Here is an 11,265-nt window from a genome sequence, read left to right on the forward strand (position 1 = left end):
CCAGACATGCTCACCACGATTCTGATTTCCCGCCATGTCAGCGCGCAAGGGCGCAAGCTGAAAACCCATGCCGACGGGCGCGTCACCATCGCCGACGGCGAACGCCGGTTGAGCGGCTGGCCGGTTGCCCGCCTGAGCCGCGCCGTCGCGGTTGCGCTCTTGGCGCTGGGGCTGTCCGGTTTTGCGCAGCCCGGTGCTCGGGCCGAAAGCCTGCTGAACGTCAGCTATGACCCGACGCGTGAGCTTTACCGCGATGTGAATGCCGCCTTTGCCGACTGGTGGGTGGCACAGGGACACGAAAAGCCCGCGCTCGAAACTTCGCATGGCGGCTCGGGCGCGCAGGCCCGCGCGGTGATCGAGGGGCTGAAGGCGCAGGTCGTCACCCTTGCGCTCGCCTCCGATATCGACAAGATCGCCGCTGCGGGCAAGCTGCCCGCCGATTGGCAGGCCAAGCTGCCGCACAATTCCTCGCCCTATACCTCGACCATCGTGTTTCTGGTGCGCGAGGGCAATCCGAAGGGCCTCCACGATTGGGGCGACCTGATCCGGGATGGGGTCGAGGTGATCACGCCGAACCCGAAGACCTCGGGGGGCGCGCGCTGGAACTATCTCGCCGCCTGGGCCTGGGCCGAGAAGAACGGCATCGATCCGAAAGCCTTCGAACATGACCTTTTCGCCCATGTTCCGGTGCTCGATACCGGCGCGCGCGGCGCCACCACCACCTTCGCGCAACGCGGCATCGGCGATGTGCTTCTGGCATGGGAGAACGAGGCCTATCTGGCGCTCGAGGAACTGGGCGAGGATCAGTTCGACATCGTCGTGCCCTCGGTCTCGGTTCTGGCTGAGCCGCCGGTCGCGCTGGTCGAGGCCAATATCGCCACGCCCGAACAGCGCGCGCTGGCCGAGGCCTATCTGAACTTCCTCTATACTCCCGAGGCGCAGGCATTGGCCTATAAACACTATTACCGCGCCTGGGATAGCTCGGCCACCGATCCGGCCGATGTGGCGCGGTTCCCGAAACTCGATCTGGTCGACATTTCGCATTTCGGTGGCTGGGCCAAGGCGCAGCCCGAGCATTTCGGCGATGGCGGCATTTTCGACCAGATCTATACGGCGAAGTGAGGGGAACATGGCCCGGATGTTCATCCAACCTTCGCCGATGCCGGGGCTGCGCCTGAGCGCCGGCATCACCCTGACGCTGCTGTCGCTCGTCGTGCTGGCGCCGGTCGCGGCGCTCGTGGCGCAAGGCGCGACCCTCGGCCCCGAGGGAATTTGGGAGGCGGTGAACCGCCCCCGGGTCTGGGCGGCGCTGTGGCTTTCGTTCCGGCTGTCCTTTCTGGCGGCACTCGTCAATCTTGGACTCGGTCTCGTGATCGCATGGGTTCTGGTGCGATACCGTTTTCCGGGGCGGCGTCTGCTCGACGCCGCCGTCGATCTGCCCTTCGCGCTGCCCACCGCGGTGGCCGGGATCGCGCTGACCGCGCTTTATGCGCCGAATGGTCTCATCGGGGGCTGGGCGAAGGAGATCGGCTGGAAGATCGCCTATACGCAAGCGGGGATTTTCGTGGCGCTCCTCTTCGTCGGCCTGCCCTTTGCAGTGCGCACGGTGCAGCCGGTGATCGAGGAAATCGACCGTGAGGTCGAAGAGGCTTCGGCCACGCTGGGCGCAAACCGACTGACCACGCTGATCCGGGTGATCTGGCCGATGCTGATGCCCGCCGCGCTGACCGGCTTTGCGCTCGCTCTGGCGCGGGCGGTGGGCGAATACGGCTCGGTCATCTTCATTGCCGGGAACATTCCGCTGAAGACCGAGATCGCGCCGCTTCTGATCGTGATCGAGCTCGAAGAGTTCGACTATCGGGGCGCGGCAGCGATCGGCCTTGCGATGCTGGTGATCAGCTTTGCTCTGCTGATGGCGATCAACTTGTTGCAAATCTGGAGCCGACGGAGGATCGGTCATGTCTGAGAGCACCGTGAACATCCCGCAAAGCGCCGTGACCGAGACCCGCCCTGCGCGGCTCGCCCTGATCGGTTTCGCTTGGCTGGTGCTTGGCCTGATGGTCTTCGCGCCACTGGCGGTGGTCTTTGCCGAAGCCTTGGCCAAGGGGCCGGGCGCGGCGCTCAAAAGCCTTGCCAACCCCGATGCGACGGCCGCCATCCGGCTGACGCTGGAGGTTGCGGCCATCGCCGTGCCGCTCAATGCCGTCTTTGGTCTGGCGGCGGCATGGTTCATCACCAAATTCGACTTTCGCGGCAAGGCTTTTCTGATCACGCTGATCGATCTGCCCTTTTCGGTTTCGCCGGTGGTGGCGGGGCTGTGCATCGTGCTTCTGTTCGGCGCGAACTCGACGCTCGGCGGCTGGTTGGTGGCACAGGGTCATCCGGTGGTCTTCGCGCTGCCCGGCATCGTGCTCGCCACACTCTTCGTCACCTTTCCTTTCATCGCACGCGAACTCATTCCCGTGATGATCGAACAGGGTCGCGCCGAGGAAGAGGCCGCCCTGACGCTGGGGGCGAGCGGCTGGCGGGTGTTTCGCACCGTGACGCTGCCGAATATTCGCTGGGCCCTTCTTTATGGCGTGCTGCTGGCCAATGCCCGCGCGATGGGAGAGTTCGGCGCCGTCGCCGTGGTCTCTGGCAAAATCCGTGGCCAGACCGCGACCATGCCGATCACCATCGAGATGATGTACAACGAATATCTCTCGGTTTCCGCGTTTTCTCTGGCCGCCGTGCTGACGGCGCTGGCGCTTCTCACCCTGCTCGTCAAAGCGCTGCTCGAACGGGCCCATGCGGGGGCCCTCGGGACTGGGCGGGCCCATTGAAAGGACATTCCCATGCATATCGACATCGATGAAATCGCCAAGGAATTCGGTGCGACCACGGCGCTGCACCCGGTGACCCTGGCCATCCCCTCCGGGGCTCTGGTTGCGTTGCTCGGACCTTCGGGATCTGGCAAGACCACGCTGTTGCGCATCCTTGGCGGGCTCGAGTTTCCCAGTTCCGGCCGGGTGCTTTTCGACGGGCAGGACGCGACGGGTCTGAGTGTGCAAGAGCGCCGCGCAGGCTTCGTGTTCCAAAGCTACGCGCTCTTCCGACATATGACGGTTTTCGATAACATCGCCTATGGGTTAGCTGCCCGCCCGCGCGCAAGCCGCCCGCAAAAAGCCGAAATCGCGCGGCGCGTCAATCACTTGCTCGATCTGATCCAGCTGCCCCATATCGGTATGCGCTACCCCTCGCAGCTTTCGGGCGGGCAGAGGCAACGGGTGGCGCTGGCGCGTGCGCTGGCGATCGAGCCGCGGATGCTCCTGCTCGATGAGCCCTTCGGGGCGCTCGACGCCAAGGTCCGGCGCGAGTTGCGGCAGGGGTTGCGCGACATCCATGACGAAACCGGCCTGACCACGGTTTTCGTCACCCACGATCAGGAAGAAGCGATGGAGCTGGCCGATCTGGTGGTGGTGATGTCGATGGGGCGGATCGAACAGATCGGTCGCCCGCAAGATATCCGCAGCCATCCTGCCAGCGATTTCGTGCGCGACTTCATCGCGGCCTGATCGATCAAAGGTATCATGCCGCAACAGCTGGGAGGGCAGACGGATCGTTTGGCTCGTCCTGACCGCTGTGGTCACATGGGGCGGTGCTGGGAGACCTGATGTCGGGAGTGCCTCGGTCGAAGATCACGGGGCCGGAGAGCGTATGTGCGGCGCTGTAGGCGCTCAGGTCCCGCTCCAACATCCGTTCGGCATAGGCCATACGATCCGCCCAAGGGAGGGCGTCTCCGCCGCGCGCAATCTCCTCACGGATGATCGCGCGGCCGGATTCGGGAACCGTGTGAAAGCCGCGGCGGGCAAGCTCGGTGATCAGGCTGGTCTTGCCCGCACCGGGACCGCCCGTCACGACGAAGAAATGGTCGCTCATGGGCCATCCTCGGTTGTGAAAGGGGAAGGGCTGCGACGGGATCGACACGCCACGGGTGCGGATCAAGGCAGCATGGATTTGTTTAAGAAAAACAGCACCTCTCTGCGCGGCAGAGGCAAATCCTCTGACGAGAAAGGCAGACATATCTGATGCTTTTCAAAGGGAATTTGGTGGAGCCTAGGGGGATCGAACCCCTGACCTCTTGCATGCCATGCAAGCGCTCTCCCAGCTGAGCTAAGGCCCCAAATCGACCGTTGTGACGCCGGTCTTGCGTTGCGCGGAGGGGCGTTTCCCGTCCGCCCGCGCTTCCTATTTTGTCTCGCTTGGGGTTGCAAGCGAAAAAATGACGGGCCCGAAAAAATCCTGTGAAATTTTCAGCCCGTCACTTTGGACGGCTTATTCGTCGTCGTTGGCCGCGACATCGGTGATGTCGTCGAGCGACACATTGTCGTCGTCGTCATCATCGTCGAGCAGATCGTCGTCGAGATCCATATCGTCGTCGTCGTCGAGCAGCAGATCGTCATCGGTGTCGAGATCTTCGTCAGCGCGCGGTTGCACTTTTTCGGCGATCGCGACGCGCGATTTGTTGTTCGCGTCGAAGGTGACGATTTCACCGGTGTAGGGGGACACGATCGGGTCGCGGTTCAAGTCATAGAACCGTTTGCCGGTGGTGGGGCAAAGCCGTTTGGTACCCCATTCCTCTTTGGGCATGATGAATCCCTTTCGTTAATCACTGATCCATTGCGGAGATTTTGCGGGCCATGCCATATCGTGACAGAGGTGTCAAAGGCTTTTCCCTCAAAAAACCGTAAAGACGATGGTCTGGGCGGTGCAGGCAGGGTATGGCAGGAAAAACCGGGGTGAAAGGGCCAAAATGCGCGAAATCCGATTGCCGGGGGAACCGCCCGTATCCGTGACGCTGAAGCGCTCCGCGCGGGCGCGGCGGCTGTCTTTGCGGGTGTCGCGTCTCGACGGGCGGGTGACGCTGTCGATGCCGCAGCGGCTGCCGCAGGCGGAGGCGATCGCTTTCGTCGAGGAAAAGCAGGACTGGATTCGCAAGCACCTCGCAGGGCGCAGCCCGGACCGGGTGCCGGTGTTCGGAGCGCATCTGCCGTTTCTGGGGCGTGAGTTGATGATCGTGCCGGGGCAGGGACGGCGGGCGCAGGTTATGGACGGCGCTTTGCAGGTGCCGGGCGGGCCGGAGAGCGTGGCGGCGAAAGTGCGGGCCTTTCTCAGGCTCGAGGCGCAGATGCGGCTGCGGGAGGCGTCGGATCGCTATGCTGAGGCGCTTGGCGTCGGCTACGGGCGGATCACGTTGCGCGATCCGCGGTCGCGCTGGGGGTCGTGTACGTCTCAGGGCAATCTGATGTATTCTTGGCGTCTGGTGATGGCACCGCCCGAGGTGCTGGACTATGTCGCGGCGCATGAAATGGCGCATCGGCTGGAGATGAACCATTCGGAGCGGTTCTGGGCGCATGTGGCGCGCATCTGTCCGGGACACAAGGCGCATCGGGACTGGTTGCACAGTGAAGGCGAGCGCCTGCATGGCTGGCGGTTCGAGACGGATTGACCTTGCCGCTTTTTGTGATCACATAGAGGCTATGATCCATCCATCCCCCCGACCGACCGACCATTCCTCTGCCGCCCATGACCGGGTGTACCGGGCCCTGCGGACGCGCATCATGCATGGCGAATTTCGTCCCGGTGAGGCACTGACCCTGCGCGGCATCGGCAAGATGTTCGACGTGTCCATGACGCCCGCGCGCGAAGCGGTGCGGCGGCTGGTGGCGGATGGCGGGTTGAACCTCTCGGCTTCGGGGCGGGTGTCGACGCCGGAGCTGTCGAACGAGCGCATCGAGGAACTGGCGGCGATCCGCGCGCTGATCGAGCCGGAACTGGCCTCGCGCGCTTTGCCGCGGGCGCATATCGCCCTGATCGACCGGCTTCAGGCGATCAACAGCACGATTGCCGAGGCGGTCGCGAAACACGATGACGTGGGCTATATCCGCACCAATCTCGAATTTCACCGCACGCTTTACCTGCGGGCGCAGGCCCCGGCGATGCTGGCGCTGACGGAGACCGTCTGGCTGCAATTGGGGCCGACGATGCGGGCGCTATATGCGCGTCTGAACCGCACGGAAGTGCCACACAATCACCGGCTGATCGTGGCGGCGCTCAGGGCAGGCGATGAGCCGGGATTGCGGCTTGCGGTGCGCTCCGACGTGACACAGGGGCTGCGGATGCTGGCGGTCTGAGGCGGCTTTTGGGGACGTGCCGAAAAAACGAAAAATTTTTGAAAAATGACGACGGAATTTCCCGGGACCCGCGTTCAACCCTTCAAGACGCATGAAAGAGGTTGTCCATGCCCGCATCGCACAGAGGTTAGACCATTGGAACGGAGGTTGGAGTGTCCAGCCGCCGCCAAAAGTGTTGCCCTGAGAGCGCGAGCGAAACCGACATGCGGCGAGCGGGGCAAACTTGCTTTGCTCGGGTGATCCGGTCCCAGTCACCCCCCCCCCGATGAAGGACCGGAGAGAAGGGGTCACCAGAAATGGTGGCCCCTTCTCGCTTTTCTGACGCTTGACCTTTGCTGCGGTGCAGAGTGTTCTGGGTGCAAGGGAACAGGCAAGGAGACAGCCATGGCGCGCTATCTGGAAATGACCGAACTCATGACGCCGGACATGGCGAATTTCTCCGGCAAGGTGCACGGGGGCGCTCTTCTTAAACTCTTGGATCTGGTCGCCTTTTCCTGTGCCTCGCGTTATTCCGGGCAATATGCGGTGACGCTGTCCGTCGATCAGGTGATGTTCAAGGAACCGATCCACGTAGGGGAGCTGGTGCATTTCCGGGCGACGGTGAATTACGTGGGCCGCAGTTCGATGGAGATCGGCATCCGGGTCGAAGCGGAGAACATTCGAACGCATCGGGTGCGCCATACCAATTCCTGTTATTTCACCATGGTGGCGGTGGATGATGACGGTAAGACCGTGGCTGTGCCGCAATTCACGCTGGAGACCGAGGTGGATCAGCAACGCTGGCGGGCGGCGGAGCTGCGCAAGGAGTTGCGGCGCGAACATGCCAAGCGGTTGGAAGAGGCCGCAAAAGGCTAACGAAAAAGGCGCTCCGGAGAGCGCCTTTTCTTTTGATTTCAAATGGATCAGGCGTGGATTGCGCCGTCGCCACAGGCCAGAGCGGCTTCGCGGACCGCCTCCGAGAAGGTCGGGTGAGCGTGGCAGGTCAGGGCGATGTCCTGCGCCGAGGCGCCGAATTCCATCGCAACACAGATCTCGTGGATCAGATCGCCGGCACCCGGGCCGATGATGTGACAGCCGAGAACGCGGTCGGTGTCCTTGTCGACGATCAGTTTGACGAAACCTTCGCCCTGATGCACGGCCTTGGCGCGGGCGTTGCCCATGAAGGAGAACTTGCCGACCTTGATGGCGCGGCCTTCTTCTTTGAGCTGCTGTTCGGTTTTGCCGACAGAGGCGACTTCCGGCGTGGTGTAGATCACGCCCGGAATGACGTTGTAGTTGACGTGGCCATGTTTGCCAGCCAGCACCTCGGCGACGGCCATGCCCTCGTCTTCGGCTTTGTGCGCCAGCATCGGACCGACAATGGCGTCGCCGATGGCGTAGATGCCCGGCACATTGGTGGCCCAATGCGAGTCGGTCTTGATCTGACCGCGCGGGGTGAACTCGACGCCCAGCTCGGCAAGACCCAGACCGTCGGTGAAGGGTTTGCGGCCGGTGGCGACCAGAACGACGTCCGCGTCGAGCGAGTGCTCAGAATCGTCTTTTTTGAGTTTATAGTTCACTTTCGCCTTGGTTTTCGAGGCTTCAACACCCGACACGGCGGCGCCGAGGATGAAGGTAAAGCCTTGCTTGCCAAGGATTTTCTGGAACTGACGCTGCACTTCGCCGTCCATGCCGGGGGTGATGAAGTCCATGTATTCCACCACGGTCACTTCCGCGCCGAGACGGGCGTAGACGGAGCCGAGTTCGAGACCGATCACACCGGCGCCGATGACGACCATTTTTTTCGGGATTTTCGGCAGGGACAGCGCGCCGGTGCTGTCCACGACGATGCCTTTGTCGTTGTCCACTTCGACCCCCGGAAGGGCGGTCGGCACGGAGCCGGAAGCGACGATGATGTTCTTGGCCTCGTGGACCTCGTCACCGACTTTCACCTTGCCTACAGCCGGGATCGAACCCCAGCCTTTGAGCCAGTCGATCTTGTTCTTTTTGAACAGGAATTCGATGCCGCCGGTGTTTTGGCCGATGACGTCGTCCTTGTATTTTTTCATCTGGTCCCAGTCGACCGACGGGGATTTGCCCTTGAGGCCCATGTCGGCGAAATTGTGCTCCGCTTCGTGCAGCAGGTGCGAGGCGTGCAAGAGCGCTTTCGAGGGGATACAGCCGACGTTGAGGCAGGTGCCGCCCAGCGTCTCGCGGCCTTCGACCACGGCGGTCTTGAGGCCGAGTTGGGCGCAGCGGATGGCAGAGACGTAGCCGCCGGGGCCAGCGCCGATGATGATGACGTCATAAGATGCCATGGTCTTCTCCTTGGTCTTTAAGTCGTTTTTCAGTGTCGGATTTGCGTCGGACTTGTGTCGGACATCCGTCGGGCATTTTTGGTTAAGCGCTCAGACGAGCGCGGCGATAAACAGGGTGGCACAACAGAGCATGGCGAGCATCCAGATGTAGCTCCGCCACGGCTGCCAGCCGAGGGCGTAGGCGGGCACATAGAGCACCCGTGCGATCAGATAGACCCATGCCGCGCCAAGCGTGACGGCGCTCGACTGATCCGTCAGGTGGATCAGGAACACGCCCGCAGCGAAGAAGGGGAACATCTGAATGTGATTGTCATAGGCGCGCAGCATCCGGCCCGTGGCGGGGCGCATCTCGCGCGAGGGGGCGCGGTCGCGGGGGGAGGTGGTGTAGCCCGGCCCGAGATCGACATTGGCCATGTAAGAGGCCACGACGAATTGCGCGATGTGCAAGAGGCCTGCGAGGGCCAGTATGGTCAGCTCTGTCGTCATCAGAAGAAACTCGCGATGATCAAGGCAAAGGTGACGATGAAGCCGCCGGTAAAAATCAGCGACCGCCACGGCACCCAGCCAAAGGCATAGGCGGGCAGGTAAAGCGCGCGGGCGATAACATAGAGCCATGCGCAGATCGCGGTGAAGACCGAATTGCTCTCGGTGAACTGGACCAACACGACGGCGATGATGAAGAGGCCGATGTTTTCGGTGTGGTTCGCCAAAGCGCGGCGCAGGCGTTTGGTGTGTTCGGAGAGTTTGTCGTCAAGCCCTTCGCGCGTGCCGGTGTTGCCCTCGTGGCCAATGTCTTTTTCAAGTGCCTTTTGCGACCACGCCACGGCGGCGAGGTGTATGAACGCGACGGCGGCAAGGGCGGCGAGTTCCGGGGTCATGCGGTCACTCCATGATGACGGTTGCGCAGAGCGAGGGCGGTCAGCACGACACAGGCGAGCACACCGTCGAGCAGGCCAAGCGCGTTCGACAGGGCCAGCCCGCCGGAGATGGCGTGGAGGTAATGCAGGAGGCTGAGCGCACCGGTCAGCAGCATGGCCCACATGGCCGGACGGCGGAGCGCAAAGAGCATCCAGACCAGCAGGGCGGTGTCGATCAGCAGAAAAGCAAGGGGCAGGACAGAGGCGCGGCCCATGGAGATAAAGGCGACCAGCATCGGAAACCAGATGCCGCGCAGGGCCAGTTGGGCCCAGATGGTCTGTCGTGCCAGTGTCATCGCGTGGGGGCCTCGGGGGCGTAGGAGCGGGAAAATGCGGCGCCCCGAAGGGCGCCGCGTGTCGTTTCAATCTGTCTTACAGATCCATCAGCAGACGGCGCGGATCTTCGAGCGCTTCTTTGACGCGCACGAGGAAGGTCACGGCGCCTTTGCCGTCGACGATGCGGTGGTCGTAGGACAGGGCGAGGTACATCATCGGACGGATGACGACCTGACCGTTGATGGCCATCGGACGGTCCTGAATTTTGTGCATGCCGAGGATACCGGACTGCGGGGGGTTCAGGATCGGGGAGGACATCAGGGAGCCGTAGACACCGCCGTTGGAGATGGTGAAGGTGCCGCCCTGCATTTCCGCCATGGAGAGCTTGCCGTCACGGGCGCGGCGGCCTTTTTCGGCGATGGCTTTCTCGATCTCGGCGAAGGACATGCTGTCGGCGTCACGGATGACCGGAACGACGAGGCCCTGCGGGGTGCCCGCAGCCACGCCCATGTGGACGTAGTTCTTGTAGACGATGTCGGTGCCGTCGATCTCGGCGTTCACCTCGGGGACTTCTTTCAGCGCGTGGACACAGGCCTTGGTGAAGAAGGACATGAAGCCGAGGCGCACGCCGTGTTTCTTCTCGAACTGGTCTTTGTACTGGTTGCGCAGCGCCATCACCTCGGTCATGTCCACCTCGTTGTAGGTGGTGAGCATGGCGGCGGTGTTCTGCGATTCCTTGAGGCGTTTCGCGATGGTCTGACGCAGTTTGGTCATTTTCACGCGCTCTTCGCGGGCGGCGTCATCGGCAGCAACCGGCGCACGCGGTGCGGAGACGGGCGCAGGCGTGCCAGCGGGGGCGGAGGTCATGGCCTTGAGCACGTCCTCTTTCATGATGCGACCGTCTTTGCCGGAGCCGGAAACGGCGGCCGGGTTGATGCCTTTTTCCGCCATCAGCTTGTTGGCGGAGGGGGCGTTTTCGATGTCCTTGCCACCGGCGGGTGCGGCAGGGGCCGCAGCCGGGGCCGGAGCAGCGGCAACAGCGCCGGCACCTGCGGACATTTCAGCCAGCTTGCCACCGGCGGCGACGGTCGCGCCTTCGGCGGCGAGGATCGCGGTCAGAACACCGGCGGCGGGGGCGGGCACTTCGACAGAGACCTTGTCGGTTTCCAGTTCGCAGAGCATTTCGTCGGCGGCAACGCTGTCACCCACGGCTTTGAACCAGGTGGCGACGGTGGCCTCGGTCACGGATTCGCCGAGGGTCGGCACCATGACGTTGACGGTTGCGGCGGCACCGGCGGCGGGTTTCTCTTCGAGCATCTCGGCGTGGTGGCGCGGGGCGACTTCCTCGGGGCCGGCGTTGCCTTCTTCGTTGAGCGTGGCGAGGAGCGCATCGACGCCGACGGTTTCACCCTCGGCGGCCACGATTTCACCCAACACGCCAGCGGCGGGGGACGGAACCTCGACGGTCACCTTGTCGGTTTCCAGCTCGCAGAGCATTTCATCGACGGCCACGGTGTCGCCCGGTTTCTTGAACCAGGTGGCGACGGTGGCCTCGGTGACGGACTCGCCCAGGGTGGGGACGCGGACTTCAACAGACATGTG

At 63.1% G+C, this 11,265-nt stretch carries 14 protein-coding genes and 1 tRNA gene; 7 read left to right on the forward strand and 8 right to left on the reverse strand.

Translation table 11 applies throughout. The features are described from left to right. The first annotated feature begins 6 nt into the window (after positions 1-6). The 4 genes from V1471_RS17410 to V1471_RS17425 are packed head-to-tail and all read left to right on the forward strand — an operon-like array spanning position 7 to position 3,554. Positions 7-1,122, forward strand: coding sequence for a sulfate ABC transporter substrate-binding protein (locus tag V1471_RS17410; protein ID WP_434290431.1), 1,116 nt, complete (start codon positions 7-9; stop codon positions 1,120-1,122). 16 nt (positions 1,123-1,138) lie between these two features. After that, entirely contained in the window at positions 1,139-1,966 is an 828-nt protein-coding gene (gene cysT, locus V1471_RS17415) for a sulfate ABC transporter permease subunit CysT (protein WP_434290971.1), read from the forward strand. After that, positions 1,959-2,822, forward strand: a complete 864-nt coding sequence (gene cysW / locus V1471_RS17420; protein ID WP_434290432.1) for a sulfate ABC transporter permease subunit CysW — start codon at positions 1,959-1,961, stop codon at positions 2,820-2,822. The genes cysT and cysW overlap by 8 nt, the downstream gene beginning before the upstream one ends. 12 nt (positions 2,823-2,834) lie before the next feature. After that, the gene (locus tag V1471_RS17425) at positions 2,835-3,554 is read left to right on the forward strand and encodes a sulfate/molybdate ABC transporter ATP-binding protein (RefSeq protein WP_434290433.1); all 720 of its coding nucleotides are present in this window, start codon (positions 2,835-2,837) and stop codon (positions 3,552-3,554) included. A 13-nt stretch (positions 3,555-3,567) separates the two neighbouring features. Here V1471_RS17425 and V1471_RS17430 read toward each other — a convergent pair whose 3' ends face one another. The 3 genes from V1471_RS17430 to V1471_RS17440 all read right to left on the reverse strand — a co-directional run bounded on the left by V1471_RS17430 (position 3,568) and on the right by V1471_RS17440 (position 4,629). Beyond that, complete coding sequence (locus V1471_RS17430; RefSeq protein WP_434290434.1) at positions 3,568-3,918, reverse strand: AAA family ATPase; 351 nt, start codon at positions 3,916-3,918, stop codon at positions 3,568-3,570. 168 nt (positions 3,919-4,086) lie between these two features. After that, positions 4,087-4,162 (reverse strand) — tRNA-Ala (locus V1471_RS17435). Between the two features lie 152 nt (positions 4,163-4,314). Continuing rightward, positions 4,315-4,629 (reverse strand): TIGR02300 family protein, encoded by a 315-nt coding sequence (locus tag V1471_RS17440; RefSeq protein WP_434290435.1) that lies wholly within the window; start codon positions 4,627-4,629, stop codon positions 4,315-4,317. Between the two features lie 163 nt (positions 4,630-4,792). On the opposite strand from V1471_RS17440, the gene V1471_RS17445 reads away from it, so the two are divergent. The 3 genes from V1471_RS17445 to V1471_RS17455 all read left to right on the forward strand — a co-directional run bounded on the left by V1471_RS17445 (position 4,793) and on the right by V1471_RS17455 (position 7,028). Continuing rightward, complete coding sequence (locus V1471_RS17445) at positions 4,793-5,488, forward strand: M48 family metallopeptidase (RefSeq protein WP_434290436.1); 696 nt, start codon at positions 4,793-4,795, stop codon at positions 5,486-5,488. Positions 5,489-5,519: 31 nt separating this feature from the next. Then, positions 5,520-6,173, forward strand: a complete 654-nt coding sequence (locus V1471_RS17450) for a GntR family transcriptional regulator (RefSeq protein WP_066710873.1) — start codon at positions 5,520-5,522, stop codon at positions 6,171-6,173. Positions 6,174-6,557: 384 nt separating this feature from the next. Further along, entirely contained in the window at positions 6,558-7,028 is a 471-nt protein-coding gene (locus V1471_RS17455) for an acyl-CoA thioesterase (RefSeq protein WP_066710878.1), read from the forward strand. Between the two features lie 47 nt (positions 7,029-7,075). Here the strand turns inward: V1471_RS17455 and lpdA are convergent, their stop codons facing one another. From lpdA to odhB, 5 genes are all read right to left on the reverse strand, one after another. Beyond that, positions 7,076-8,470: a dihydrolipoyl dehydrogenase gene (lpdA, locus tag V1471_RS17460; RefSeq protein WP_434290438.1), complete on the reverse strand. Its 1,395-nt coding sequence runs from the start codon at positions 8,468-8,470 to the stop codon at positions 7,076-7,078. 90 nt (positions 8,471-8,560) lie between these two features. After that, positions 8,561-8,956, reverse strand: a complete 396-nt coding sequence (locus V1471_RS17465) for an MAPEG family protein (protein WP_434290440.1) — start codon at positions 8,954-8,956, stop codon at positions 8,561-8,563. Next, positions 8,956-9,348 (reverse strand): MAPEG family protein, encoded by a 393-nt coding sequence (locus V1471_RS17470; protein WP_434290441.1) that lies wholly within the window; start codon positions 9,346-9,348, stop codon positions 8,956-8,958. Before V1471_RS17470 ends, V1471_RS17465 begins: the two co-directional genes overlap by 1 nt. Then, positions 9,345-9,683: a hypothetical protein gene (locus tag V1471_RS17475; RefSeq protein WP_434290442.1), complete on the reverse strand. Its 339-nt coding sequence runs from the start codon at positions 9,681-9,683 to the stop codon at positions 9,345-9,347. Before V1471_RS17475 ends, V1471_RS17470 begins: the two co-directional genes overlap by 4 nt. 76 nt (positions 9,684-9,759) lie before the next feature. Next, positions 9,760-11,262 (reverse strand): 2-oxoglutarate dehydrogenase complex dihydrolipoyllysine-residue succinyltransferase, encoded by a 1,503-nt coding sequence (gene odhB / locus V1471_RS17480; protein WP_434290443.1) that lies wholly within the window; start codon positions 11,260-11,262, stop codon positions 9,760-9,762. Positions 11,263-11,265 lie beyond the last annotated feature (3 nt).

The sequence above is a fragment of the Celeribacter sp. SCSIO 80788 genome (assembly GCF_051054295.1).
Taxonomy (GTDB): domain Bacteria; phylum Pseudomonadota; class Alphaproteobacteria; order Rhodobacterales; family Rhodobacteraceae; genus Celeribacter.